The sequence below is a fragment of the Glutamicibacter sp. 363 genome, from assembly GCF_052379505.1.
Lineage (GTDB): Bacteria > Actinomycetota > Actinomycetes > Actinomycetales > Micrococcaceae > Glutamicibacter.
This window is the reverse complement of the sequence record NZ_JBQSYR010000007.1, coordinates 103269-129547: the sequence shown is the minus strand read 5'-3', so window position 1 is coordinate 129547 and position 26279 is coordinate 103269. Positions and strand designations below refer to the sequence as shown.

Genomic DNA, 26279 nt, shown 5'->3' with positions numbered 1-26279 from the left:
CTTATGGGACGGTATGGGAACATTATGGAATGCCTACCTTTGACCTCCGTCCGTTATCGGCCGGACAAGTGGAATTGCACGACGCTCGACGGAAACGCCGCTGGACCGTCGATCTAGAACCTTTCGAGATTGGGGCCATCTCCGTCACCACGGCGCAGTACGCGCAATTGATGGGTCAAATCGAAACAGGCTCCCAAGCACCTCTGGTAGATATCAATTGGTTGGAAGCCATCAAGTTTTGCAATGCAGCGTCAATGAATGAAGGGCTTGCCCTGCATACATCTTCGAGGCAGGCGAAGTGAGTTGGCAGACTAACGCCTCCGGATACCGCCTGCCCACCGAAGCCGAATGGGAATACGCGTGCCGCGCTGGCACAGTGGGGCCACACTATGGCCCCCTCGATGCCATTGGGTGGACAGCGGATGACAAGCTAGAGAACCCGAAAGAAGTTGGCCAAAAACTACCCAATGCCTTCGGACTCCACGACACCCTTGGAAACGTCTGGGAATGGTGCTGGGATCTACTCGATCCGGCTCGCTACGACGATTACCGAGTCTTCCGCGGGGGAGGTTTTGCTGATAAGTCGTGGAGCGTGCGGGCTTCGACGCGTCGCGGTGGTGCGCCTGGGATGAGCCACCCAGACGTTGGCCTGCGCATTGCGCGGGGTGCTTTCGATGATGAACAGGCAGCGCAAGGCTGGTCAGCCGAGGTTGATTCTGAACGGGGAAAGATAACTGGCATGCTGCCATCCGGGTGGACGCCCCGGCGATACTGAGACTGACCAATGCAGGACAGCCCATATACATTGTGGCTGGTGTCCCACAGGAGGTTCCTCTTACGGACGCGCAAACGCACTGAAAGGGACTTTGGTTCCAGATCCGGAACAAGAGGCTTAACGAAAGAAAGGGCCCACCATCGTGGGCCCTTCAATACCTTCTATGCACCACGCTGCCTATTCGAATGGCGAACCATTGAACAGAGGACCGATCCCGTAGTGCTCCTGTAGTCTACTACTTATGCCTGAAGGATTACCACATGCCAATGTTCCCACTCCCAGGCAGGCCATCGCATGGCTATCGCAACACCGCTACGACAAGTATCTGGCGTTGGCCTCAGGTGATCACTCGCTGGCCATGGAAATCTACTCCTGGAACTCTGAACTCTCTTCGGCAATCCTTCGCGATCTAGCCCATGTGGAAGTCGCAGTTCGCAATGCCCTTGACGGTCAGTTGGCACCGACTTTTCCCGACTGGGCAGCACAACCAACGCCCGGCTGGCTGCAACTGCAAAACGGTACGCAAAGGGTCCGCATGCGACAGCAAAAATTAAACAACGACGGCCTGAAACTACTCCGCCAAGCCCAACGTGACGTCGGAGCGGCCGCCACCCACGGTATGGTCATTGCCAGGCTCTCATTTGGCTTCTGGCAATTCCTCATCACGCCGAGAGTCCGAGAAAGCACGCTCTGGACCCCCTATCTACATCGGGGTTTCCCACGCGGCACAGCCCGGGCGGACGTCTCCAGGTTTCTCGAATCGGCAGTAAGTTTAAGAAATCGGCTGGCCCACCTCGAACCGGTTGCCAGTGCCTCAACCAGTGTCACGGAGCGCTTGGCCGATATGAACGCCCTCTTCAAGCTTGTGGCACCCGAAGTCCATGACTGGATCACGGAAATCAGCGATGTCACAGAAATCATCAACCGCGAACCGGTCAGCGGGCTCGTCTCAGCACGAGTGAACCGAACCCCATGAAAAGGGTGGGAGATTGTGCCCAGTGAAGGTTAGGCTTACGGAACCTGCGCTGGATACAAGGTTAGAGGGTGTGTCCACCAAATCCCATTTAGCCGGCCACCTAACCGTTGCGATAGAAATGATGAATTATTTTGCAATGAGTCAGACCATGAACAAGGCACTAACCGGAACCAGCTCTATACGCTTCGAGCGCGGGTAGGGTGTGAAGAATGAACGCGAAATCAGCAGCCGGTATTCGATTACTCTCTTGGTCAGGTACAGGGATGGCGATCTTGTCCTTGCTAGCAATACAGTCATGGGCAGGGCAAATCATTTTTCTGTCGCTGGGTTCCTTATTCTTCATCCTTTCGGCACAGCGAATAGCGAAACTTGAGGCTTTCAGCGCGCATGTGCCGAAGAATGTCCCGTTTTATCTTGCCATAGCATCAGCGATAGCGTGTCTCGTACGTTTTTCGATTTTGACTCTGACGTCGATACCGGCTCAGCATGGTGAATACGTTTCGAGGAATCAGAATCCAATGGTTACCTTTGTTGCTAGCAATACAGGATTCTTCTACATTTTTTCCTTAGTATTGCTGTTTGGCATGGCTCTAGCCACTCTTGTTTTTCTATCTATACCGACCCGCGAAAAAACCCGCGAAGCTCTCTCGTAAGTTGTCGCACGAGCCAACTGTAGATTCACGAATTCTGATATCGAATTAATGCCTCAGGCTGGACTCGACTGATATTCCTGTTCCAAGTAGCTGTCGAAGATCTTAGCTGTCCGTAGAGGGTTCCTGCTACGAGACGGGTTTGGCTTGATTCTGTCCCGTAGCGGAACCTTGACCGGTGCAGGCGAAGCTCTTCTGATGCCCCCTGAGCGTAATCACGGCAATGGAGCTGGCCCTCCGCTGAGGCCTGGTAGATACATCCACGGAAGTGCAAGTGAACTGACTAGTCTCGACTTTTCTTCTTCGTGAAGAAGCCCGCGCCAATCAATCCGATTGTCACGATTACGCCGATCATAATGACGTCGGCACTTTCCATGTCGTTACCCCCGGTCGGTCTTCGGTTTTCTTACACTATAGCTTTTCACGGGATGGCCAAATCGAGGTGAAGCCCCGCTGTCCCATAAAGCGTTCCTTCTCCGGGCACTGGGTGCTGTGAAAGAATGTTTTGGTGAATTGCTTGGATGATGAGTTGCAGTTGGTCCTGAGTCTTGAGCCAGACGGAATCAATGAGGCCGCATTGATTTGGGCCCGCGCCACAGCCGTGCGCGACCAACGTCCAGAGCCGCTTACCGGCGAAGAAAAAATCCTTGGAATCCAACGGCGATTACAGCTGGAGGGAGCTAAACTCCTCGTTGCCAACCGCGAAGACTCCTGCGTGGGATTCGCGCTCTTTGCACCTCACGAAGAAAGCCTAGAGATCTTCTACCTTGCAGCCACCCCCGAGGTGTGGGGCAGTGGCGTGGCAAGTAGCCTGCTAGTCGCCGTTGAAGAATACGCCAAGAGTATCGGTCGCGCGGCTCTGGAACTATGGGTCATCGATGACAACAGTCGTGCTCTTGCCGTTTACGAGGGATCTGGATTTGTCGGTACTGAACAGGTGAAGCATGACCAATTATCGGGCCAGATTGAGCGACGGATGCTAAAGGAAATTTGTTAGTTGGCCGCTACGGCCTAAACCCAACCGCCGATGTCCCGCAGGTGGTTCTTGAGCCGACGTTGCCTCCAGCCTATATAGGCTCGTTCTTTCCTAGTTCCAAGGTCGCTAGGCTGAGAACATGAAACCTGGAAGATTGAAGGCTATTGGAACGGTCCTGCTGCTCTTGGCCATTGTTGGCACGCTTAGCAGCTGGTCAGTGACCGGCGATGATCGCATTGCCTCTACCGTCATCAACGTACTTCTATTCTTAGTCGGAGCAGTAGCAATATTTCTGGGATACTGGCGTTCTCGCGTTCGAGGAACCGCGACGGCACAAAAACGAATCGGCTGACTCTGAACAGGTAACTTTGAATTCTGTATAGCCGTCCCGCAAAGCGTTCCCCAAACGGGGGAGATTCGGGAAAAGAAAAACTCCGGGTCCGCCAAGGCGAAATACCGGAGTTTCCAATTCATGGCCCGAGTAACATGAAACAGCGGTCATCAAGGGCTTGCAAATCAACCTTACCTTGAAAGGTGACATATGGCGAAGGCATCGGGCAACGATACTTGGATCGAGAACTGGCTGAGCATGGACCGCTTTTCCACCTACCTCGAAGTCGCGGGAGGCTCTCGCACACGCGCCCTGGACCTATATGACTGGAACGCCAAGCTCAGTGCCGCTTTTCTCCACGACCTCAGCCACCTCGAAGTCGGCCTGCGGAACGCGTGCGACCGCCAACTTGCAGCAGCGACACTCCCAGGTGACACGCATTGGACCGACCCAGCTACGCTACTTGCCCTATTCCCCATTGTGATGCGACGAAACAAGCTGACCGGTCGGTTGCATGACGTGAACAAGATTCCCAGGAGCAACGTCGAGCGCGCCCGAACAAGCGCAGCAACAAAGCCACATGCCCCGCCATTGCCAGGGAAGACAGTCGCTGAGATCATGTTCGGCTTCTGGACCTATCTCTTGGCTGACGCGCATGAAAAAACGATCTGGGTTCCCCATCTCCACAAGGCGTTCCCTCCAGGGACAGACCGGAACCGACTCAACGACTCACTTGCCTCGCTTCGTCGCTTTCGGAACCGAGTGGCCCACCATGAGAACATTCTCCGTGGCTCGGAGGGTGAACGTCGCCGAATCGTCTATCTGGTGCGATTGCTGTCTACCGATGCGCTGGAGCATCTCCAAGCCAACAGCGACGTCGCCACGATTCTGGGGACGCGCCCATAAGGGTTTAGTGTATTGGAGTGTCCCGGTAGACGTTCCTCTTGTGCGCATCGAAATCGATCGTTCAGGAAATCAATTCAGGTGGGCACTTATCCCTCTTGTCCTAGACTGATGGCAGGATGGAGATATGCAGCACACTGTCCCTATCTACAGCATCGCGAAATCCTACACCGCCGCCGCTGTTCTCTTGACGTTTAATCCGCAACTACACATCGGTGATCGCCTGGTCTGGCTACCAGCGCATTTGAAATCTCTGTCGTTCGAAGACTTGCTCTCACACCGTTCCGGGCTCAATGATTATTTTGTTTGGCCGGACTATCGAGCTGCAGTAGAGAACGCCGCAGAACCTTGGGACGCAATGGACATCATTGCGCGTGCAGAGGTGCAAAACCCTGGCGGATTTAACTATTCAAATATCGGGTACCTACTTCTACGCTTAGCTCTCGAAGATTTCCACCAGAAGCCTTTTTACAACGTGCTCGACAACTTGATCTTTAGCCCTCTTGGTATTCAAGCCTCTCCTTTTGATTCCCTTGATGATTGGGAACAATGCAATCATCCCGCGATCACTGAGAAACTGCGCAACTACCACCCAGGATGGGTGTACACCGGAACTTTCGCAGCCACACCCGATGAAGCTGCACGTGGAATTGCGTTAATCATGCGAAACGAGCTGGGGTCGGCCGTGCCTGAAACAATGTCGAAAACCCATTTGGTTGGTGCTCCGCAGAATCATCCGATGTCGCCGGAAGCTGGATACGGGCTGGGACTTATGACGCGCGGTCTACCTCCAGTAATTGTTGGGCATGGTGGGCAAGGTCCAGGGTTTAATCACTTCGCTGCAGTCAGTTCCGATGGTTCCCGCTGGTGCGGAGATACGAGCGCGCAGGAAGGTGAAGATCACGATTTGATTCGTCGATGCGTGGCCGCTGTGACCAACGATGATCTCACGGTGTCCCAGTAAAGGTTCCTCAATCGGAACGATCAGTTATCGCAATCAGGGTCATGCCACACCTTAGATCTGGCGGCAGGCCAGCGCCCACCTTCCGGAACGGTGCGACTGTTCCGTTTGGAAAAGTGCGCCTCGCTGGTTCTCGATTCGAAATGAATGAATTGGCATGGTCTGCGATTAGTTGTCCCGACACTGTTTGCCGCACAGCGACTCCGCGGTTCGAGCGCCGAGCTCGTCTACAAGTTTTGGGTCCAAGCTGTCAGCGGCAACTCGCGCAATCCCCCTACCTAAATCAGCGCTAAAAGACGGATTGGCCCGAAGCCGCAACGACGCCTGAGCGAGTACGGTGGAGTGTTTTCACCAGCATCACGGCGAACACCACGGCCAGTACATCAGCGGCCAGCACCATGAGCAGTGAAGCATGAGCTGCAATCCATAACGGATTCGCATTGGGTAGCATCTGGGCGGGATCGACTCCAGCGGCCGCCTCCATTCGATTGACGGCGGCGCTGTCCGCAATCTGCCAGAGAAAGAAAAATGCTACGACTGCGACATTAAGGCCCAGCAGCGTCAAACCGCCAAGAACCCCGAGTAGCTTATTGAAATCTCTTGGCATTCGCACTCCTAATTACAGCCGTTCCGAACGGATTCCCAGAGCCGCCGGATGAGCAACTTCGAGTCCAATCCCTATTATTCCCGCTTTGGCGCACCGGGGGTTCTCCGTGTCGGGGCGGCCCAGCCGGATACCGGACGGCAGTCGATGCCCTTGGCCGCGGGAGACCGGCCAGACAGTTCGCTGGATCGGTTGTCTGTGTCCCGGCACGGTCCAGGGCTTCTGGATGAGGGACTTTTTCTGCCCCACGAATCACTGCACTCGGTCAAATACCGAGCCCCGGCCCGGCATAATGATTCGGCCCCGGGCGATCAGCGACGTGGAGGCGAAAGCCGGTCCCGACGACGCGCAACGGCCAGGAACACCACGGTAGCCACCGAGCACACCAAGATGGCGACGATGCTGGCTTCCGGCCCGAAGCTTCCCCCGGAAAGCCAGTCCGGTCCGCTGGTCACCGCGGTGACCAGCGAATCGCGGGCCTCGGAACCCGAGGTGATCGATCCGAAAAGGCCCGTTGTCGCAAAGTTCCAGCCGAAGTGCACTCCGATCGCCAGCCAAAGCGATCCGGTGGCAAGGTATGCGGCGCCCAGCATGATTCCGGCTTCGATCATGATGGCGAAGGCGCCCGGCAGCGAAGCATCCGGATTCACCAGGTGAACGAGCCCGAAGAGGATCGCCGAGGCGCCAAGTGCCACGGCTGTGCCCCAGCGGCCGCGCAGCAGGCGGAACACGACTCCGCGGAAGAAGACTTCTTCCGAAACGGCGATCGCGCACATCATTCCGGCGACGGCCAGCATGCCGGATATGGACCCCCAGCCGGTGATCGTGTACGCGCCGCAGAGGGCGAGGATGCCCACCGTCGCGCCGGACATCAGCACTCCGAGCCCTGTGCCGGCCAGCAGGTGGCGGACGCCGTGGTCCGATGGGAATTCTTCTACCTTGCGGCGTTCGACCCTTCGACCGGTCCAGATGTACAGGCAGATCATGGCAGCAGCCAGGATGGGGCCGATGGCCAGCGCGGCCACAGGGTTGCGCGGCCAGGCGACGATGGCGTTAGTCGCCAGCATCGCCACGGCTAATCCGGTGACCATAATGGCCGTTTTGATCCAGGAACGCGTTCCGGGGTCCTTGACCCCGCGCTTGGATGCTGGCTTGAGGTCCTGCGTGGACTTAGTCATTTTTGCTCCTTATCCCATACTCGATTTCGGGGTGTGAGCATGACGTTACGGCGTTCGAGAACACGGCAAATCCCCCGCGAGCGGACACTTGGGATCCCTCGCTCGGGGGACCCTCAGGACCAGGCGGCGAGTCCCGTTCTGTGCGCGAGCACTACGGCCTGCACCCGGTCACGCACCTCAAGCTTGGTCAGGATGCGCGACACATAGGTCTTCACCGTCTCATGGCTGATCACCAGTTGGGCCGCGATCTCAGCGTTTGACAGCCCCTCGGCGATGAGGATCAGCACTTCGCGTTCCCGTGCGGTGAGCGCTTCGAAGATCGCAGCATCCTGCGCGGAGGGCCGCAGCCGGTCAGCGTAGCGTCCGATCAAGGATCTGGTCACCGCCGGTGCGATCAGCGAGTCGCCGGCAGCGATGGTCCGGATGGCCGCCGCCAGCTCGGCAGGCCTGGCATCTTTGAGCAGGAAGCCGCTCGCTCCGGCACGCAGCGCGTCGTACACCAGAGAGTCCAAGGAGAATGTGGTCACCACCAGGACGCGTGCGGCATCCGAAACCTGCGGCCCGGCTATTCTCCTGGTCGCTTCGATCCCGTCCAGCAGCGGCATGCGGATGTCCATCACTACGACATCGGGGCATTCGCGGCGGGTGACCCGTACGGCTTCTTCCCCGTCTGCCGCCTCGCCGATAACCGCAAGATCGGGCTGGGCATTGATGATCGTCGCGAATCCGGCGCGCACAAGCTCTTGGTCATCGCAGATCACGACGCGGATCGGCATGTTCGCCGCGGCCGCGCTCACCGCGGAATCCGCACGCGCACCACGAACCGCTGGTCCACCGGTTCGGCCTGCAGCTCCCCGCCTGCCAGTTCCACCCGTTCACGCATACCGATGATCCCCCGGCCTCCCGATACTGATGCCATTCTCTTGCGGCGGCGGCCGGAACTGGCCACTTCGACCATGATCTCATGTTGGCCGTAGGCGACTTCCACCGTTGCGGCACCGTCGCGCGAGTGCTTCATCGCGTTCGTGAGACTCTCTTGGACCACCCGGACTATCACCAGTCCGGTGGCTCCCGTCAATGGGCGCCGCTCGCCGCGTTCCACGAATTCGACTAGCTGACCGGCCGAGCGGGCCCGTGCGACGACGTCGCTAACCTGCTGCTCGGCGGGCGCACGGGTGCTCTCAGCCTTCCCGTCCAGCGCCCCGAGCAGGCTGCGCAAGTCCTCCAGCGTGGTTCTGCCCCCGTCGGCGATGGAGGCCAGCAGATCCAGCGTCCCCCGATCGAGATTCGGACGAAACTGACCGGCCTCGGCCTGCACCACCATCGCGGTCACATGATGGGCGACCACGTCGTGCAGCTCGTGGGCGATCCGCGCCCGTTCGGCCGTGATCGTCTCCCGTTCGGCCGCCTCGGTGCGGCTGCGACGCATCGCGGCCTGCGATCGGAGCCACGAGCCGAAGAACCACAGCGCCGCCAGAAGCGCTCCGAAGGCCAGCGCGTCGGAGACTGTCAGGGACGCGTCGAGCGGAATCAGCGCCGCGACGAGCGCGGCATAGCCGCCTAGGACGAGCAGCGAAGTCAGCATCCGGTGCCGCTGGACCAATGCCCCCGCGCCCACCAGGGCAACGAGCAGGCCGAGGGCGGCGAAGGTGGTGGGGAACCCGAGCAATTGGTACGCCGCGAACGCCGCAAAGGCCAGCGCCAAAGACCACTGCGGCCAGCGGCGCAGTATCGCGACCGAGCCTCCCTGGATCACGATCAGACAAACGCCGAGCGGATTGAGCGGGTGATCGGGCGACGCGGCCAGCTCGAGCCCCTGCTGCGCCACACCCGGCACGAACGACAAGCCGATGAGAACGACAGCGGACACGACTTCCTACTTGAGTTGCGCCACCGGAAATCGGACAGTCTTCATCCCAAAATCGTACCCGGATGCCCAGGGCGCAGGTGATGCCGCGGCGGGCAGCGCCGCGATGACGGTTCCATCTGCCGGCGTTCCCCCAAGGGCCTGCGAGCGGGCACAGGAAGGTTGCTTCGCTGACGCCGGCGGCAGATCCGGATGATGTAGGTCAATGATCCGAGTACTGCGGTGCGGAAGTAAATGCCGCCAAACCGAGTGGATACGTTGACCTTGAGGCAGTCTCCGCTGTAACCGCCTCGCGTGTTGACAGCCGCGACCCCGTGGCGAATGGCTGTAGCCTACAAGGTGAGCACGATCTTGCAGCGAAAACAATGATCGTGGTTGCCCCTTGGAGTCAGTCCGGCGGTTGAGTTTTCAGCGGTGAGGCATTTGGCGTCACGATTCGATCCACTAAGGAAGGTCCCGTTTTGCATTCGTCCTTTATCCCGCCGCGTCAGGTCAATATCGGCGACGCGGCAGCATTCGTCGGCACCACACCGCAGGCCATCCGTCGCTATCACGAGATTGGCCTGCTCCCCGAGCCCGAACGGGGCAGCGATGACCGCCCCCGATACGGCTACGAAGACATGATCCGGCTGCTGTGGATCCACAAGATGACCGGCGCCGGGTTCGCCTCGGAGAAGATCCGTGACGCCTTTGCCGGCACGGCTCCTGTTGGTGCCGACAGCGTGCAAAACGCCGCTATCGCGCAACGCATGCGCACCCCAGATGGCAGAATGGGATTACTTTCCGACTTCGTCACCTGCCGCCTCAAGCCCCTGCCCAAGGGCTCCCTGCGCCAGGCGGATCTGGACAGCCTGCTGGTCACAGAGCGGATCTTCGGCCCGCTCGGCGCGGCCCTCCAAGCCACCCGTTTCATTGCCATAGCGACCCACCCGGGTCTGCAAGAAGAATCCGACCGTGTTGATATCGCCGAGGAGGCACTCGATGACACGATCGCTGCCGAGGACCCGCGTGTGGCACTGGTGGCTGCCAAACGGCACGCATTCGAATTGCAGCTGCACGCAGTCATCGAGGGTTCCAGCCTGGCGCTGAGCGACGAAGCGATCGTCGACTCCTGGGACGCGTTGCACCCCGAGAACGAAGATGAAGATGAGAGCGGAGTCGACCAAGACCCTGGCACGGGGCCAGAGACCATGAGCGCAATCGAAGCTATTGGAAAGATGCCCTATGATTTCTCCCCGGCCCGCCTGCGCTGCATGGAATTGGCCGAAGAACTCGCCGCCAGCCAGTCACCCGATTCTTGAACAAGGCCCCTCGTCCTGAACAAGGAAGTCTGCTCAGATATCCGTTGCGCCAGTCGAGGTTCCTTGCGGCACCTTGGTTCAGATATCGCGCTTGGGAGCAGCATGTCGATGGCCCGGCCCGAGAACGTGCCCGTTGCGGGTGCCCCTAGCGGACCGAGCACTTGTTGGAAACAGGGCTTCGCCGCGCCATGGGTTCGGGTCCCGGCCAGCGACCGGCCTACGGGACAAATCAACGTGGAGCACCCCTTTTGGAGCGGTCTAAGCCAGCACCCCTTCAAACGGATTGCAAAAAGGAAATCACGTTGCCGTTCAGGAAACAGAACACTGTCTTCCACGACGGACCACAAGCACTCCATGGTGCCGGAGCATACCAACCCGAGCATGGACAAGGATTCAATTCGAGAGTTGCTGGCAATCTTCACTGGCCGCTGCTTCCTGCGTCTTCGGCGGCCCTCACCGACGGGCAGACAAGCACCAGCTGCCTTTCTGGCCTTCGAGGGCATCAACGTCTAGGCTCAGCACTAACAGCAAACGATGGAGGAACCATGGCAACGCAAAGAGTGTCGCCACACACGGGCTCGGAATCACTGAACAAGCTGTCCGTCGCGGCCCTAGCCCTTGCGGCCTTAACCCTTTTGAGCATGTGGTTCCTTGGCAACTCGGGTCTGGCGATCTTTGCGGTGGGCGCGGGCCACGTTTCGCTAAACCAGATCACCCGGCAGGGCGGTCGCGGCCGCTGGCTCGCAATCGTTGCGCTCGTGATCGGATACGCCGTTGCCGCCCTCTCGTTCTATTCAATTCTGACTGCCATCCCACTGTTGATCCAGTCCTACATGGCCTGACGCCGTATTTGACGAGCAAGGTTTCTTGGCCGGCGGTAAAGCCAGCCCGAGGGTTCGTTTCCTATTTATTGATGCTTCCCATCTCAACGGCTTCATCGGCATTGAGGTTGTTTCCCATCAGGCGGACTATCCGGGTCTTTCGCGGAATGCCGAAAGCCCCGGATAGTCCGCCTGTTCGTCCACCCACCGGAGCGCCTGGGATACACCCTGCACCTCAACGAGCGCATAGGCATCCAGGTTCCACGCATTCCCGGGGTGCGGTTGCGACCAAAAATTGACCCGATAGCAGGGCGAACTCACCGAGGCGCGCGGTTCGGCGTGGACAGTTCCCATGCCGCGCATGGCACCAAGATACAAGGCTGTGCGGTGGAGTTCTAGAACAGCCAGTTGCCTGGTCGGCATGAATTATTTGAACCGTAGAATCGCATCTGGTGAGGGTTCCGTATACCCTGCACTTGTTTTCTGGCGCCGAGCATGGCCGAAGAACCGCTGGACGTTGACTCTAATGTGCTCGCATCTCGGGAGCCGCTTGCGCAGTCAGGCAGTCTCTTACTTCACAAACCATGCCGGGTGGTCAATCACCGTGGTTGCCGGTTCGCGCAGGCGGCCTAGCCACCGCCGCCGGCCCGTTGCGGCATCATGAATCATGGAAGTCCGCTGGCTCCGGTGCGATGCGTTTGGCCATGAGGCAGAATTTGTTGCCCTCCGGGTCAGCGAGAACTTGCCAACTGCCCGACGGGACAACATCAGTCGGCGTCGCCCCCAACGACAGGAGCCGTTCCAGCTCTTCCGCCTGGCCGCTATCTGTCGGACACAGATCGAAGTGCAACGTTTCGGTTCCGCGCACGTCGTCGTCCGTACGCAGGAACAGCATCGTCGGGGCATTTGCAGCTCCGGAGACCGCGACTCCCGTCTCGTCCGCCCCCGTGATCCGGTAGCCGAGCGCGGCGCACCAAAAACGAGCCAAGCGTTCCGGATTCCGTGCCTTGATCACGATGTCCGCGATTCGACTAGCCATGCACTCCACCCGCTTCCTGCTCGCCGACCGTGCGGCTTTCGAATTCGTGGCAAGCCCGCGTGGCTGGAACTCGCACGGGCCGGCAAACCGTCAGGATCCCATCGCTTCAGGCGCCGATCGCCAACCGGACAACTCTGAGCGCGCCGCCGCCAAATAGCTTTGCGAGAATCCCGCCGTTGATCTCTGCGATTCACAGTACACCCAGCAAGATGTGATGCCGTATATGGAAAAGCTCCCACTCATCCGGCGAGCGCCGCACTTCCACTACGCCACTCTCCTCTTCGATCCAAGCAATTCATGTCGTGCGTCACTCCTCACATTTTCGGTTTCGAGGTAGCCATCTGGAAATTTTCCAGATATTTTTTAACCTACCTACCGATAGGTAGGCAAGTTTCTTGATTTAGAAGGCGTTTGCATGACTACTACAATTTCCCGTCCCCTCAAGGTGGGGGCATGGTTTGCTATCTCATTGGCGCTCGTGACGGTGCTAGGTCCGGCGGGCACGGATATGTATCTGTCGTCCCTGCCCGATGTGGTGGAGCATCTAAATGCCACGGCGGCTTCAGGCCAGCTCACTTTGACCGTTTACTTGCTGGCCATGGGTGCAGGCCAGCTGGTATTCGGGCCGATTACTGACGCTTTCGGGCGCCGGCGACCGCTGTTGGCCGCCCTGGTCGTTTTCCTGCTGTCCTCCGTATGGGCTGCCATGAGTCCATCAATGGGCATACTCTTGATCGCGCGCACGTTGCAGGGTCTGGCAGCAGCCCTGACCCTAGTCGTGGCCCTGAGCATGGTTCGAGATGCAGCGCAAGGTGTCCGAGCCGCGCAGCTCTTTGCCTTGCTCATGACGATCGAAGGCTTGGCTCCGGTATTGGCTCCCACGGTCGGTGGCTTCGTCGACCAGCACTTCGGGTGGCGTGCAGTGCTTCTGGTCTTGGCCGGGCTCGCAGCAATCGCGTTTGCGAACTCAACGGTGAGCTTGCGCGAGACGCTTCCAGCGGAATCCAGAACGTCGTTGCGGTTGGGCCAAGTGATGCGCACCTACGGACGCATCGCACGGGATGGGCAATTCCTGCTACCGGCCTTAGGCCTCTCGGCAGTGTTCTTTTTCCTCTTCGCCTACATCGGCGGGGCGCCCTTCATCTACCAGGGGGAGTTTGGACTCAGTTCAGATACCTTTGGCCTTGTTTTCGGTGGAACCGGGCTCGCCGTGATGTTCGGTGCAATTATTGCCGGGCGCACGGTAGGTAAATTCGGCGCCGGCAAACTCGGCGTCTTTGGCACTATCTTGATCGCACTCGGCGCGCTGATCGGCCTAATTCTCTCAGGTATTGGGTTGGGTCTCGCAGGCATTGTCATCGGCATGTTTGTTGCACTCCTCGGAGTCGGAATAGCCGAAGCGACGTTGATGGCCTTGGCAATGGCTTCGCAGAATACCGCGCTTGGTTCAACCGCTGCGCTCCTGGGAGCTTTCCAGCTGATCATTTCCTCGGCGGCTACGCCCTTGGCGGGGCTTGCCGTGGGGATATCCACGGGGGCATGGCTGGGATTCCTTCTGGGCATCTCCTTGGTAGCCTTTATCATCGTAGGAGTGAGCATTAAGCGCGCCCCGGCGATCACCGATCTCGGAAGTCACTAGCAGAAGCCTGAACTTGTGGAGGTTTCATTGGCAAAACCCCTGTCCCCGTCAGCCCAACGCGTCTGCTTAGTGGCTGCCCAGCATTTCGCGCAGCATGGCTATGATGGCTCATCACTCACCGTCATCGCCGAAGGCGCAGGCATGCGCAAGGCCTCACTGTATGCGCACTTCTCCAATAAGGATTCCTTATACGAGCAGACTCTGGATTTGGCATTTGCCGACCAGGAGGCCGCAGCGAAAGCTGCATTCGCTAGCGAAGCGGACGGGAAAATGCCGGGAATCGAGTACTTGGAGGCACTGTCCTCGAGGTATGCAGCGTCGGTGAACTTCCGATTCCTGCTGCGGTCCGTGTATGCCCCGCCGCATGCACTTGAAGCACAGATCATTGGCAAATATCGTAGCTTCGAAAACGAGCTGCGAGCCTTGTTCGTGTCAGCTGCGGCTAAGGAAGACGAGAAAACGCGCGATCTGACGGAATCATATCTGGCGGTGGTCGACAGCCTCCAGGTCGAGCTGATCTATAATTCTGCTGAGAATTACAGGGCTAGATACCGAGCCGTGTTGCGGATGCTTCAGCATTACTACGAGAAGTGATCAAAGAGTTCCGCAATGCTTCCGGCCAAGCAGCTGAAGCAGTTCGGCACGAGCACCGCGGTGAAGCCGTCATTCGAATAATGCGTTCGAATGACGGCTTCGTGCTGAACTGAGCCAGCTTGCCTCCGGGACGAATATTCGAAGGGGTCCGAGCCACTACTGAGATATCTCTGCGGGCGCCGATCGTTTCGATTGCCTGTCTAGCTTTTCCGCAACCGACGAAATCCAGGACTTCGGGACAACAAATAACAAGAAGGGGCTTCCAAGGCCAACCATTGGCCACCCTGTCAACGAACGACGAACCGGATATGCCATCTGTTTTCCGATCTGTGCCCGAATTCCGTCCGGTGGATACTCCCCCGTATGTGGCGTCTGGAAAGATAGCGCTGCTGTGTTTGAATGAAGCGTGAAAGCTTCCAGGAATACTGTTTACGTGATGTTGGGGCTCCTGCTAACTCTCGCAGGAACAGCAAGTAGTTTCGTGATGTTCTTGCAGCCATGGAGACGCTGCCCTGAGATTGATGACAGCTCCGCGGGCTGTCCTGCCACCTCAAACGACACAGCCCTATTTGGCCTTGCCATAGCAGTCCTGCTCCTAGGCGTAGCGTTGTTGATCATGTCAGGGAAACCCCAGCGGATCCCCCTAGAAGCTGCCGGCCCCTTTGGAAAACTCGGCTAAAATCCGATAAAACATCGATTCAAAAATTGAGTGGACCTTCTGCGACGCCTGTGAAGTGTGACCAATATGGGAAGAAGTGCCTCATGCGCCGGAGTACTAGGGTTATTAGAAAAGCTGAGCTCCAACCTTGCCGTTTGGAACGATGAGTTTCAGCAATACTTGCAATGGGACCGCGGCTGGTTACAGGGGTTCGGCGAAAAAGCATGGCCCCGACCGGCAAACAGCTAGCTCGCGATGTTCAGTGGGATGTCGGCGACACATTTTTCATCCGCCATGGTGTTTGAACGGCGCTGCTTAGCCTTCGAAGCAGTCCCAGCGCTGGCTGTAGCCGTGCGGGTTCCAAGCGTTCATCATCAACAACTTTGTGGGCCGGTTCTCGAACCACAGCAGCTGCGACCGTTCCCTATGGTGATCTTCGGGTTCTCAGCGATCGGCGTTTCCGGGAAATAAGCGTCTCCCGTGACGCTGCGGGCTGGGTGTACCGTTGGCTACGACGGGATTTTCGCGTACAGCTTCGACCTGGGGTGGCATTTTGGCGGCTTTCGTACTGATTCACGGTGGCGGTTCCAGTGCCTGGGATTGGCATCTTGTCAGACCACTGCTTGAGATGTCGGGGCATGAGGTCATCGCCGTCGATTTACCCATCGAAGACGAGAACGCTCTGCTTCAGGACTACGTTCAGGCAGTAGCCGCAGTGGTGGGCGACGCCCAACACACGATCGTGGTCGGCCACTCGCTGGGCGGCTTCACTGCGCCTCTGGTCTGCGACGAGCTCCAATCGGACGGGCTCGTTTATCTCGCAGGAATGATCCCACTACCGGGCGAGGCATTCGCTGACTGGTGGACCAACACCGGTCACGATCACGAAGCGATAGATCCGGACATCCAGGCTTCGTTTTTCAACGACGTCCCGGAAGATTTGATGCGCCAGGCACTCGCCAGGGGTCGCGACCAGCAAGGTGAATGGATGGCTCGGCCCTGGCCTGGGCAGCGGCATCCGGCCGTCCCCACCAGTGCAATATTGTGCCGCGACGACCAGTTCTTTCCCGCTTCATTCATGAAACGCCAAGTACACCAGCGACTTGGAATCGAGCCGGTTGAAATTCCAGGGGGCCACTACGCCACCTTGAGCAATCCAGACGCTGTTGCTGCGGCGCTGAACGCCTTCGCCCAAACAATCGCTCCGACACCGGGAAAGTAAACCTGGCCCAAGATCTCACCTCCTACGCAGTGAGATCCGCCGGATGCCCCAAGAGTGTCTTTGGCCTGCCGCGCAATAAACCGTTGGCGGACAGTACAGTCGAGATTCCTCTTTGGGTCAGTCTCTGACGCAATTGAATCGGGCGCTGCCCTGCGCGAATCAAGGATACTCTGGCCAGATGGTCTACAACACTCATCAGCGTGACGTCGCAGCTCCATCTAGCGAAGTGGGGTCGCTCATCGATTCGCTTGCCGGTGAGAACGACCGGTTGTGGCCACGAAGCGACTGGCCAGCATTGCGCTTGAATGGACCGCTTGGGGTAGGCGCAGAGGGAGGACACGGGCCAGTGCGCTATTTCGTGACTGCATACGAGATCGGCAGACGGATCGAATTTCAGTTCACCGGTCCGTCGGGTTTCAATGGGCAGCACTCTTTCACTGCCACCAGCCTTACCGGCAAATCAACGCTGCTCCGGCACGAACTTTGCATATCACCTACCGGAATAGCCAGGCTTACCTGGCCACTCTTCTTCCGGCCCTTGCACGATGCACTAATCGAAGAAAGCCTGGATCGTGCCGAAAATGAACTCGGTGCTTCTCCAAGTGCCGCGCACCGTCGGTCGCTGTGGACGAAGATCCTTCGGCTACCGTTCTCCGCACGGATGACCCGCAAGTAGGAAACCGACGCTAAAGGTCCCCGCCATGAGACAGTCTGGTCCCCATGCAACTTCAGCTTTAGGGCATGGACGGAAATCGAGATTTCTGTGGACGTGACTTCCGTAGTTTCCAGATCTGTCGAATTGCCCTCTGTTACAACGCGATCAGGTCGCCGTGCCAGAGCCGACCCCAGCAGCCACCTCTTCGATGCCGTTCAGGAGGTCCTGCAACCCGGGCTCTTCCAAGGGGAAATGGCCGCAGCTGCGAAGCAACCGGGTGGTGGTTGGGCCGGGCAAGGTTTGCAGGCTGCTCCCGCTCAGCGCTACCGGAGTCCACTCATCGAGCTCAGGGTGCATCAGATGTACGGGTACGCGTTTTATGCGCGCATCGGAGTGCGGATGCTGCATATAGCTGGCGAGGAATCCATGAGGGACCCATGCGCCACCTCCACGGGCATCGTTCGCGCAAAGCCGTCCCAGTCCGGGGTCACGACCCATGTTTCTGAGATTGGCGATCCAAGAAATCCTGAGTGGGATCTGGGCAAGCGGACCCCGGACCAGCCTAAGCACGGGCACAAATGCCAAGGCAAGTGAGCCAAACCGCGTCATCGCAGAACGGGCTTTCGACTCTGTCGGGTCGAGAAGGCAGGTAGCGACCACGGCGGCCACCAAATGTGAACGGGCAGCTGCTTCCACCGTGAGCATGCCACCGATGCTTGCTCCGAGAAGAATGACGGGGCGACCGTCGTCTTCAGCTGCGACGAGATCGACTAGTAGGGCGATCCAATCTTCGTACCTCACCGTTCCGCGGGAAGCCGTCACGGTGCGTCCGTAAAGTGGCAAATCCACTGCGGCCAGGTCAATCCGGCGGCCTGCCAGCATGGATACGACGGGCCAAAGCGCCCCGCCATGGGCACCGGCTCCGTGGACGACAATCACCCGAACCGGGGCGTTGGCATCGCGCAACCGGAGGAGGTGGACAAGATGCTTTCTCCAAGTCCACCATTCCGAAACGGGAGGAATGAGTGAATCTTTTCTTGCCTGCGGCAGGAAGCGTGCATATTGCTCCATATCGACCCCGGCTGGTCCATACGACTGCATTGAGTCTGCCTTTCCAAAGTCGGCTGGTTCTCAAGTCTTGCACGCCGAAGAAACAGACCGCTCGGAAAGGATACTCATTTCATGGCAGCGATGAGGGCGGCCAGCTCCGGGTGTCCCGCAGAAATTCCCCCTGCGGCGCAGCCCGGCTTAAGGAGCGGTGACCGTCGCAGTAGAGGGTGCTACCGAGTTGTCGGGAACCTCCGGATACAGTTCGGTCGGCAGGCCAACCGTAAATCCGTCATCACCCACCCGGAGGCCATCCACCGAGAGGGTATGAGCTTCGTTCTGGGTGCCGTCTGTTAGTTGGACCATCACGTGGCTTCCAGAATGTTCACCAACCACCACCTTCGCGTTCTGCGGGGTAATACCCCGCTCCGCTAGGATCTCCCGCGTCTTGGCGACCATTGCATCGTCCAAAACCCCTCCCGGGAAAGGATGAGTGACTCGGCATACCCCGTCTCGATCGGCGGCATAGGCCGCGGCAACCAGGTCCTTGCCTGCTTGTTCAATGGAGCCGACCGGTTTGCCCCCGTCACAGGTGTCGTCGGTGTAATCCCGGAACACGGAACACCCCGTCATGACGCCAGCGCACACCACCAACCCAACGATGCCAAGTCCAGCCGACTGGTATTTGCTCGGGAATCGCACGCTCCGCCGCTCAAGTTCGATCATGCAGACCATTATCGCCGAGACGTTTTCAGCTTCTGGGCGATCACTCCGTGTCGCTGAACCTCGCTGGATACCCGCACGGAGGCCTTCCACCGTCCTCAGCGAACAGCTGAGCTTGGGGCTCCCGGGTCAAGGTGCCCCGCGTGGAAGACCTGGCTTGAGGTGAGCGGCCGACGGTCATTGCGGCAAGCATGCGACGTCACGCGATTTGAGCGTAACGTTGCAACTAAGCTGCCGGTCGCTTCTTCCCAATGAAAGTCGAGAAAATTCTCCATGCCTAAACACCATTTCAGCCCGCTTCTCCACCAGTCCACAGCACCTTTCTCGCACTTCGTGCGACACGGGGAAATTGGCTACACCGCAGGAATCATTGGACAACGGACCGATGACGGCTCGCTTGTCTCAAACGACGTCTCGGAACAGTGCGAGGCGATGATGAACAACCTGAATGCTTTATTGGGTGAACTCGGATTGAGCCTTTCGAATGTCCTGCGTGCCACGATCTACCTGACCGATTACAAAGACTTTGATGCGATCAACACCATCTATGCCAAACACTTGCGTGAGCCGTTTCCGGTCCGCACCACCCTTCAGGTGGTAGCGCTGCCGTTGGGTGCGAAGGTACAGATCGACGCTGTCGTCGTCATTTAGCATGCACGGGTGAGGGTTCTCGTTGCGGGTCTTGCCTGAAAGAAGCCCCTACGGGAACAGCGTCGAAGGCTGATCCGGACAGCTCGCTTGCCGGACGAACACCCCTTAGGCCCAAGGACTTGATTCAGTGGTCTTGCCGACACGGCATTCACCGAGTTGCATCTGGCAATGGAATTGCCGGTATGCTCTGTCACCATGTCGCTAGGACGCTCCAACCGGGGCGCACGCGGGACAGGGGGGCTCTCGCCCCCGCCCTGGAAGCCGAGGGCGAATCCAGCCTGCGCACGCTGCTCGCGATAACCACCCCGGGAACTTTTGCATCGAATTTTGCGACAATTCCACAGATGCAAATATCAAGCCGCTATGCGCGGAGGTCAAACGCGCCCGGAAAGCCAGAAGCGGCGGCCGGAACCATGCGTTGCAGTTCCGAACCCCGCTCCCCCTGATCTAACGCCCAAAAAGACGTGAGAAAAAACCACCGCCCGTGCGAGTTTTCTTGGGCGCATTAGGGTCGCAACTGCAGCGCTCTTTTTGCGGAACATGAGCCATGACCTGCTGGACATGCTGGCCGCAGCCGGCCCATGTTGTTTTATGGCATTGACGACAATTGACGGCACGGCACATGCTTACACTTCCTAAACTTAGTGGCACTTTCGACGGTATCCCCGCGAGCATCTCCAGTATTGCACATACCCTAGGGGGTATTGAAAACCGCGGGTTCGAACAAGGCAGGGAAACCCCTAGGGGTATAGACTGAACTGAACTACGACCCCGAAGGATCCCACCATGCACCTTGAAGCCGAAACCATGAAACCCGCAATCAACAGGCTCAAGCGGGCACAGGGCCAGCTCAATGCTGTGATTCGCATGCTGGAAGAGGGAAGCGATTGCCGCGCAGTGGTCACGCAGCTTTCTGCCGCTTCCAAGGCGATTGACCGCGCAGGATTCTCCATCATCGCCACCGGACTGGAGCAGTGCCTGCAATCCGAAGATCCGGAATTAGACCGAGCCGACATGGAGAAATTATTCCTCTCACTGGCCTAGGCCAGAAGCCGGCGGCTGCCCTGGAGACTACGAAGCGATTCCCCATCTTGCATGAAGTCACAAGTCCGGTCGTCTAGTCCCGGGCATCATCCAGCAGCGCCGCCAGGAGTGCGCGGTCCGCCCCATCAAGCAAGCCCACGAACCGCGCGAGGCAGTTCTCCTTATTATTGGTCTCCGTTAACGAACGGACCATATGCGCCGCAGAAAACTGGCAACCGGTCAGCGTGGCCTCGTAGGTCCAGACTCTCCCGGTCAGCGTGCGCGCGAGCATTCCCTTGTCGAAGAGGTGCCCAAGCACCGTGGCGACCGTAGTGTAAGCAGGTGTGGCTTCCTCTTCCGCATCCATTATTTCGAGTACGGTTCGCGCGGTGTGCGGTTGGCCGCTGCGCCATAAAATGTTCATCACCCGGCGCTCCAGGGGTCCGAGCTGCGGGGCGTGCTCCACGCTGAAGGGCAAGGTCGGCTGCACAGAGTCGCTGGTCATCGAGCAAGACCTCCAATTGGTGCGCGTGGACGCGCAGGTACAGCACACTGGACTTGGCCGGAAAGCCGGAAAACCAAGGCGACCAGCGTTGATGCCACTGCAATGCCTGCCAGCCATGGCTGCAACGGAGCAAAGTACGTAATTGCTCCGGAGTACCCTAATGCCAAGAGGGCGATTTTATTGCAGACCGGGCAGCCCACGGCGAACCAAGCCAGAACCCCGCCGGTGAGCCCCAGCCGAGAAGTGGCTTTCCCTTCTCTTCCCTGCCGTTGTTCGGCGGACCGGGTTGCCGGATTCTGTCTCTGCGCGGAACCACTTGAATTCATTTCAGTTGAATTCTTGACGTAGCTTGCCAAGAGAAGTCCCGAGAGTACCGAGGTGGCGATCCACACTGGGTAATTCCACGGGGTCGCGGGGATCTCGCGGGTGAAGATGTCGTTGGGAATCAAGACTGTTGCGAGCCCCAAAAGCACTCCAATCGCCACGGTGGCAGCGATTGCCGTCAGCCACTGCCGAGTCCCCCATAGGCGCAAGGCCTGTCCCGACAAGGGAATCCGACTGATAATTCCCTTCACCCATTCGTTCGCTGGCAACCTAGCTCCTTACCGAGTGCAGGCGGTCGCTCCGCCGGCGTTTGATTATTACTATGCCTCATCGTACTGTTACTAATCAACGTAGTAGTCAGGATTGACGGCCGTAGGCAGGGAAGGAAATACAGATGACGAGCACGAATGAGACCGCTTCGAGGACAGCCAAGGGGAAACGTCTTCCGTGGTTTTGGCTCCTCCCCATTCTGATCGCCATCGTCGCCGCCTTGCTGATTTGGTCCCAGATATCGGGCAAAGATCCAGAATCGACGCAGGCACCTTCGGCGATAGCCGAGAGCACCCAAGAAACGTCCGCTACGCCCGCGCCACCGCCGGCCTTTCCCGACGTCTCTCGCCTGGATCCAAAGGATCCAACTGCTGTGGGGTCGGTCGATGCCCCCGTTGTCATGGTGGCCTACTCAGATTTCCAATGCCCGTTCTGCGCCAAATGGACCGATAGCACCCTGCCGAAACTTGCCGAGAAATACGTAGACAACGGGCAGCTGCGGATCGAGTGGCGAGATCTGGACATCTTCGGCGAGGCCTCGCTGACGGCCGCCCAGGCGGGCCAGGCAGCCGCACTGCAAGGCGGCTATATCGATTTCCACCATCGCATGTCCCAAGGCGGGAACATCTCCGCGGCAAAAGACTTCACCGATGAGTCCCTGATTGCGATCGCCGAGGATCTGGGGATGGAGGGCGATAAACTCATCACCGATATGGGCAGCAGCCAGGTCAAGGACGCGGTGCAGCGCAATATTGCAGAAGCCCAGTCCCTAGGGGTACTGAGCACACCGTCATTCCTCATCAACCGGACACCCTTCGTCGGCGCCCAGCCACTGGCCAACTTCGAGGCGGCAATCGAGGCAGAACTCGCCAAGGCCGAAGCCGAGCAACCGTAGTGGAGGCCGGAATCCTATTTGCCTTTGTCGGTGGGCTGCTCGGCCTGTTCAGCCCTTGCAATGCAATGCTTCTGCCGGCGTTCTTTGCCCATGCGGCGACTTCCACCCGGCGGCTTGGTGCCATCGGCTTGGCCTTTCTTGCCGGCACGCTAGCCACGCTGGTACCACTTGGCCTAGGCATGGGGTGGCTCGGCGGAGCCCTTGCCATTGACCGCGGACTGCTCATTGTCATCGCAGCATGGGTGATAGTGGCCTTCGGACTGCTGCAGATTTTCGGCGGCGGCTTTGACGCCGCCCGATTCTTTCCGCCACGAGTACGCCAGCCGCGTGCTCCGGGCTCGCTATGGGGTGCAGCGCTCTTGGGTACCGTTGCCGGTGTCGCAGGTTTTTGCACCGGACCGGTCCTTGGCGCAATCCTGACCTTGATCCTCACCTCGGGCAGCCCGCTGGCCGGCGGCCTGCTGCTTTCCGTGTACGGCGCTGGCACGGTACTGCCCATCATCGCTCTGGCGTGGGCCATCAAGAAGTACGGCGGAATGCGCTGGAGATGGATGCGCGGCCGCCAGCTTCGGCTGGGCCGGTTGCACTTGCACAGCAATACCCTGATCGCCGGAACAGTCACCTTGCTCGTCGGTGTGGCGATGCTTCTGACCGGCGGCTTGGCCACCGCCGGCGAGCTGCTGCCGCACGACATCCTCGAGGCAATTTCTTCAACTGCCGCGAACATCGACGCGGCCATACCAACATGGATCTGGATCGCTCTGGCCGCGGCCGGTTTCTTCGCCTGGTGGCTTGCAGAAGCTCGCCGCCGCCTATCGGCATCGGCTAGCGCTCGGGCGGCGCATTCCACTTCCACGAAGGGAACACCATGAACCATCATCTTCTGCTCCATCTTGCCGGAACCGGCGACGCCCCGCAGCCCAATCTGGAAATGGCTGCGCGCATCGCCCGCAATGCCCGGGCCGAGCTCCCCGATTGGACCATCGAGCTTGTGGTCCAAGGCCCGCAGGTAGCGCTCCTGGCTGCCGGGAGCGAGCTGGCCCAAGAGGTGGTTTCGCTAGTGGATGCCGGGTTCATCGTGAGTGCCTGTGCCAACAGCCTGCGCTCGGCCGCGGTTGACGGCGAAGGCCTGGCAGCCGGCGTGCGAGTTGTCAGCGCCGCGGTGGCGCGCCTGGCCACCGCTCAAATCGACGGTGCCGCGTATATCCGTGTTTAGTGCGGCAACACCGATTTTGGGAATCCATTGCTTTCCACATCGGACATAGAATGCCGATGTTCCTCCGTTAGTGGAGGAACACCGGCATTCATGTCACTGGATTAGGGCAGAAGCCTAGCTTGCTCGTTACGTTCGCCCGAACCCACGCAGCCGCAGCGAGTTCGCGACGACCAGCACCGAGCTGGCGGCCATGGCGGCACCTGCAATCATGGGATTCAGGAACCCCAGGGCTGCCACCGGAATACCGGCGGTGTTGTAGACAAACGCCCAGAACAGGTTCATCTTGATAGTTCCCAGTGTCTTGCGGGAAAGCTCGATAGCTTGCGCAACCTGCTCGACGTCATTGCCCATGATGGTGACATCGGCCGCTTCGATGGCCACATCCGTACCGGAACCCATCGCGATGCCAAGGTCCGCCTGAGCCAGCGCCGGAGCGTCATTGACGCCGTCACCGACCATTGCCACGACCCTGCCCTGCTCCTGCAGCTGGCGCACGGCCTGGGCTTTGCCTTCGGGGAAGACATCCGCGAACACGTCTTCCGGCGCAATACCGACCTTGGCGGCAACTTGCTGCGCTACCGCCTTGTTATCCCCGGTGAGCAATACCGGGCGCAACCCAAGGTCCTTGAGCCTTGCAATGGCTGCGGCCGAGGACTCCTTGATGGTGTCGGTCAGGTTGACGAATCCGGCGAAGGCTCCATCCACGCCGACCATGATCGAGGTCGCGCCGCTGCTCTGCGCGGCGGCCAGATCCGCGCGTTGCCGATCGGTGAGCTCAATCCCATTTTCCTTCAGCCAGCTTTCCCGGCCTGCCACCACGGTGTGCGCACCCACCGTTGCTCGCACCCCGCCACCGGCGGCGGAGACGAACCCGGTAGCTACGGCCAAGGAAGCCTTGGCACGCGCCGCTTCGACAATTGCTTGGGCAATCGGGTGCTCGGACCCCGACTCGGCGGCGCCGGCCAGTGCCAGCAGCGCGTCTTCGTCAAATCCCGACGCCGGGGTTGTAGAGGTGACCGCAAGGTTGCCCTCGGTCACGGTGCCGGTCTTGTCCAGCAGCACGGTGTCAACCTTGCGGGTGTCTTCCAGGACTTGCGGTCCACGGATCAAGATGCCCAGCTGAGCCCCGCGTCCGGTACCCACCAGCAAACCAATAGGAGTCGCCAGGCCTAAGGCACAAGGGCAAGCAATGACCAGCACCGCTACCGCGGCAGCGACGGCCGAGCCCATATCACCGGTGAGCAATAGCCAGAGAACAAAGGTGGACAGCGCAATGACCAGCACAATCGGCACGAAGACCGCGGAGATGCGGTCTGCAAGTCGAGCGATCGGCGCCTTGCCCGTCTGCGCCTGGGATACCAGGCGTCCCATCTGAGCCAGCGTGGTGTCCTTGCCAACGCGGGTAGCGCGAACAACCAGTACGCCCGAGGTATTGATTGTCGCACCGGTAACGGTGTCATCCGGGCCGACTTCCACGGGCACCGATTCTCCGGTAACCAACGCGGTATCCACGGCCGAGTGTCCCGAGACGACAAAGCCGTCGGTGGCAATTTTCTCGCCGGGGCGCGCAATGAACTCATCACCGGGAATCAACTCGGCCGCTGAAACCTTGGTTTCGACTCCCTCGCGGATCACCGTGGCTTCCTTGGCGCCTAGATCCAGCAAGGTCTTAAGCGCGTCGCCGGCCCGGACCTTGGCGCGGGCTTCCAACCAGCGGCCGAGCAGCAGGAAGGTCGCCACGACACCCGCGGTCTCGAAGTACAGCGCATGCTCGCTCATGGCCATGCCGACGTGGGCCGTGATATTCGGATCCGCAATCAGCTGCCACAGCGAGTAGAAGTAAGCGGCAAGTACACCGATAGAGACCAGGGTGTCCATGGTGGAGGACAGATGGCGCGCGTTGATGGCAGCGGCACGGTGGAACGGCCAGGCTGACCAGAACGTCACCGGGGTGGCAAGCGCCAGCGCAACCCAACCCCAATGCGGGAATTGAGCACCGGGGATCATGGAAATAATGAACAGCGGCACGGTGAAGATCGCGCCGACAATGAGGCGCGTCTTCAGGTCCTGGCCTGCCTGCGCGGCGGGCTTGTTCCTGCGCGGCGGCTCAAGCGATGCTGCTGCAGTGGAGGTTTGCGCGGTTTCGGTCTGCGAGCGGACTGGCTGCTCTGCGTACTGATCCACCTTGAGGTTGGCCTTGTAGCCGGCGGATTCGACGGTCGAGATCAGCTCTTCGTCCGTTACGCCTTCCGGAACCGTCACGCGAGCGGACTCCAGCGGAAGATTCACCAGCGCTTCCACGCCTTCCAGCTTCCCCAGCTTGCGTTCGACTCGGCCCACGCAGGAAGCACAGGTCATTCCCTGAATATCCAACTCGACGATGCGTTGATTGGTGGGGAATGCGGTGTCGTTACTCATGATTCCACTTCTTTCTCACTCCCGGAGACGGGCTCATATAGCTATTCGTGCCCCGTC

27 protein-coding genes and 1 pseudogene are annotated in these 26279 nt (G+C 59.2%); 17 read left to right on the top strand and 11 right to left on the bottom strand.

What is annotated here, in order from left to right:
- Positions 1-29 precede the first annotated feature (29 nt).
- The 6 genes and pseudogenes from ACT3UA_RS06105 (at position 30) to ACT3UA_RS06080 (ending at position 5575) form a co-directional block, all read left to right on the top strand.
- Positions 30-775: pseudogene (locus tag ACT3UA_RS06105) on the top strand (formylglycine-generating enzyme family protein).
- Between the two features lie 241 nt (positions 776-1016).
- Positions 1017-1751 carry a DNA-binding protein gene (locus ACT3UA_RS06100; RefSeq protein ID WP_096287595.1) on the top strand — a complete coding sequence of 245 codons (735 nt, stop codon included), beginning with the start codon at positions 1017-1019 and terminating at the stop codon, positions 1749-1751.
- A 209-nt stretch (positions 1752-1960) separates the two neighbouring features.
- Positions 1961-2404, top strand: a complete 444-nt coding sequence (locus ACT3UA_RS06095; RefSeq protein ID WP_141393567.1) for a hypothetical protein — start codon at positions 1961-1963, stop codon at positions 2402-2404.
- A 505-nt stretch (positions 2405-2909) separates the two neighbouring features.
- On the top strand, positions 2910-3398 hold the full coding sequence (locus tag ACT3UA_RS06090; RefSeq protein ID WP_181150543.1) for a GNAT family N-acetyltransferase: 489 nt from the start codon (positions 2910-2912) through the stop codon (positions 3396-3398).
- A gap of 520 nt (positions 3399-3918) precedes the next feature.
- Positions 3919-4614, top strand: coding sequence for an Abi family protein (locus ACT3UA_RS06085; protein ID WP_217990399.1), 696 nt, complete (start codon positions 3919-3921; stop codon positions 4612-4614).
- Between the two features lie 124 nt (positions 4615-4738).
- Positions 4739-5575: a serine hydrolase domain-containing protein gene (locus ACT3UA_RS06080; protein WP_096287601.1), complete on the top strand. Its 837-nt coding sequence runs from the start codon at positions 4739-4741 to the stop codon at positions 5573-5575.
- 286 nt (positions 5576-5861) lie between these two features.
- Here ACT3UA_RS06080 and ACT3UA_RS06075 read toward each other — a convergent pair whose 3' ends face one another.
- The 4 genes from ACT3UA_RS06075 to ACT3UA_RS06060 form a co-directional block, all read right to left on the bottom strand.
- Positions 5862-6179, bottom strand: coding sequence for a hypothetical protein (locus ACT3UA_RS06075; protein ID WP_096287603.1), 318 nt, complete (start codon positions 6177-6179; stop codon positions 5862-5864).
- A gap of 308 nt (positions 6180-6487) precedes the next feature.
- Entirely contained in the window at positions 6488-7354 is an 867-nt protein-coding gene (locus ACT3UA_RS06070; RefSeq protein WP_096287605.1) for a CPBP family intramembrane glutamic endopeptidase, read from the bottom strand.
- A gap of 113 nt (positions 7355-7467) precedes the next feature.
- Entirely contained in the window at positions 7468-8130 is a 663-nt protein-coding gene (locus ACT3UA_RS06065) for a response regulator (RefSeq protein ID WP_096287799.1), read from the bottom strand.
- A gap of 17 nt (positions 8131-8147) precedes the next feature.
- Complete coding sequence (locus tag ACT3UA_RS06060; RefSeq protein ID WP_096287607.1) at positions 8148-9224, bottom strand: sensor histidine kinase; 1077 nt, start codon at positions 9222-9224, stop codon at positions 8148-8150.
- A gap of 458 nt (positions 9225-9682) precedes the next feature.
- Here ACT3UA_RS06060 and ACT3UA_RS06055 point away from each other — a divergent pair, with 458 nt between their 5' ends.
- Together ACT3UA_RS06055 and ACT3UA_RS06050 are read left to right on the top strand one after the other, a co-directional pair.
- On the top strand, positions 9683-10522 hold the full coding sequence (locus ACT3UA_RS06055) for a MerR family transcriptional regulator (RefSeq protein WP_096287609.1): 840 nt from the start codon (positions 9683-9685) through the stop codon (positions 10520-10522).
- A gap of 545 nt (positions 10523-11067) precedes the next feature.
- Positions 11068-11364 (top strand): DUF4190 domain-containing protein, encoded by a 297-nt coding sequence (locus ACT3UA_RS06050; RefSeq protein ID WP_176484228.1) that lies wholly within the window; start codon positions 11068-11070, stop codon positions 11362-11364.
- A 126-nt stretch (positions 11365-11490) separates the two neighbouring features.
- On the opposite strand, the gene ACT3UA_RS06045 is transcribed toward ACT3UA_RS06050, so the two are convergent.
- Together ACT3UA_RS06045 and ACT3UA_RS06040 are read right to left on the bottom strand one after the other, a co-directional pair.
- On the bottom strand, positions 11491-11766 hold the full coding sequence (locus tag ACT3UA_RS06045; protein ID WP_141393569.1) for a hypothetical protein: 276 nt from the start codon (positions 11764-11766) through the stop codon (positions 11491-11493).
- A 235-nt stretch (positions 11767-12001) separates the two neighbouring features.
- Positions 12002-12382 (bottom strand): VOC family protein, encoded by a 381-nt coding sequence (locus tag ACT3UA_RS06040; protein WP_096287615.1) that lies wholly within the window; start codon positions 12380-12382, stop codon positions 12002-12004.
- Here ACT3UA_RS06040 and ACT3UA_RS06035 point away from each other — a divergent pair.
- The 4 genes from ACT3UA_RS06035 to ACT3UA_RS06020 all read left to right on the top strand — a co-directional run bounded on the left by ACT3UA_RS06035 (position 12381) and on the right by ACT3UA_RS06020 (position 16495).
- The gene (locus ACT3UA_RS06035; RefSeq protein WP_176484229.1) at positions 12381-12539 is read left to right on the top strand and encodes a hypothetical protein; all 159 of its coding nucleotides are present in this window, start codon (positions 12381-12383) and stop codon (positions 12537-12539) included. The two genes, ACT3UA_RS06040 and ACT3UA_RS06035, sit on opposite strands and share 2 nt — an antisense overlap.
- A 258-nt stretch (positions 12540-12797) precedes the next feature.
- The gene (locus ACT3UA_RS06030) at positions 12798-14021 is read left to right on the top strand and encodes a multidrug effflux MFS transporter (RefSeq protein WP_096287617.1); all 1224 of its coding nucleotides are present in this window, start codon (positions 12798-12800) and stop codon (positions 14019-14021) included.
- A gap of 27 nt (positions 14022-14048) precedes the next feature.
- Positions 14049-14615, top strand: a complete 567-nt coding sequence (locus ACT3UA_RS06025) for a TetR/AcrR family transcriptional regulator (RefSeq protein ID WP_176484230.1) — start codon at positions 14049-14051, stop codon at positions 14613-14615.
- Between the two features lie 1163 nt (positions 14616-15778).
- Positions 15779-16495 carry an alpha/beta fold hydrolase gene (locus ACT3UA_RS06020; RefSeq protein WP_444615683.1) on the top strand — a complete coding sequence of 239 codons (717 nt, stop codon included), beginning with the start codon at positions 15779-15781 and terminating at the stop codon, positions 16493-16495.
- Positions 16496-17315: 820 nt separating this feature from the next.
- On the opposite strand, the gene ACT3UA_RS06015 is transcribed toward ACT3UA_RS06020, so the two are convergent.
- Entirely contained in the window at positions 17316-18116 is an 801-nt protein-coding gene (locus ACT3UA_RS06015) for an alpha/beta hydrolase (protein WP_444615682.1), read from the bottom strand.
- 282 nt (positions 18117-18398) lie between these two features.
- Complete coding sequence (locus ACT3UA_RS06010) at positions 18399-18923, bottom strand: hypothetical protein (protein ID WP_141393570.1); 525 nt, start codon at positions 18921-18923, stop codon at positions 18399-18401.
- Positions 18924-19193: 270 nt separating this feature from the next.
- Between ACT3UA_RS06010 and ACT3UA_RS06005 the strand changes: the two genes are divergently transcribed.
- A complete protein-coding gene (locus ACT3UA_RS06005; RefSeq protein WP_096287629.1) occupies positions 19194-19571 on the top strand; it encodes a RidA family protein in 378 nt (125 codons plus the stop codon).
- Between the two features lie 786 nt (positions 19572-20357).
- The gene (locus ACT3UA_RS06000) at positions 20358-20615 is read left to right on the top strand and encodes a metal-sensitive transcriptional regulator (RefSeq protein WP_096287631.1); all 258 of its coding nucleotides are present in this window, start codon (positions 20358-20360) and stop codon (positions 20613-20615) included.
- A gap of 73 nt (positions 20616-20688) precedes the next feature.
- On the opposite strand, the gene ACT3UA_RS05995 is transcribed toward ACT3UA_RS06000, so the two are convergent.
- Together ACT3UA_RS05995 and ACT3UA_RS05990 are read right to left on the bottom strand one after the other, a co-directional pair.
- The gene (locus tag ACT3UA_RS05995) at positions 20689-21099 is read right to left on the bottom strand and encodes a BlaI/MecI/CopY family transcriptional regulator (protein ID WP_176484231.1); all 411 of its coding nucleotides are present in this window, start codon (positions 21097-21099) and stop codon (positions 20689-20691) included.
- Positions 21096-21692: a hypothetical protein gene (locus ACT3UA_RS05990; RefSeq protein WP_096287635.1), complete on the bottom strand. Its 597-nt coding sequence runs from the start codon at positions 21690-21692 to the stop codon at positions 21096-21098. The genes ACT3UA_RS05995 and ACT3UA_RS05990 overlap by 4 nt, the downstream gene beginning before the upstream one ends.
- 125 nt (positions 21693-21817) lie before the next feature.
- Here ACT3UA_RS05990 and ACT3UA_RS05985 point away from each other — a divergent pair, with 125 nt between their 5' ends.
- Genes ACT3UA_RS05985 through ACT3UA_RS05975 form a run of 3 tightly spaced genes read left to right on the top strand, consistent with a single transcriptional unit; the run spans position 21818 to position 23804 of the window.
- On the top strand, positions 21818-22588 hold the full coding sequence (locus ACT3UA_RS05985) for a DsbA family protein (RefSeq protein ID WP_096287638.1): 771 nt from the start codon (positions 21818-21820) through the stop codon (positions 22586-22588).
- The gene (locus ACT3UA_RS05980; protein ID WP_176484232.1) at positions 22588-23460 is read left to right on the top strand and encodes a cytochrome c biogenesis CcdA family protein; all 873 of its coding nucleotides are present in this window, start codon (positions 22588-22590) and stop codon (positions 23458-23460) included. Before ACT3UA_RS05985 ends, ACT3UA_RS05980 begins: the two co-directional genes overlap by 1 nt.
- The gene (locus ACT3UA_RS05975; RefSeq protein ID WP_096287642.1) at positions 23457-23804 is read left to right on the top strand and encodes a DsrE family protein; all 348 of its coding nucleotides are present in this window, start codon (positions 23457-23459) and stop codon (positions 23802-23804) included. Before ACT3UA_RS05980 ends, ACT3UA_RS05975 begins: the two co-directional genes overlap by 4 nt.
- A gap of 126 nt (positions 23805-23930) precedes the next feature.
- Here the strand turns inward: ACT3UA_RS05975 and ACT3UA_RS05970 are convergent, their stop codons facing one another.
- Positions 23931-26222, bottom strand: coding sequence for a heavy metal translocating P-type ATPase (locus tag ACT3UA_RS05970; protein ID WP_096287644.1), 2292 nt, complete (start codon positions 26220-26222; stop codon positions 23931-23933).
- Between the last annotated feature and the right edge of the window lie 57 nt (positions 26223-26279).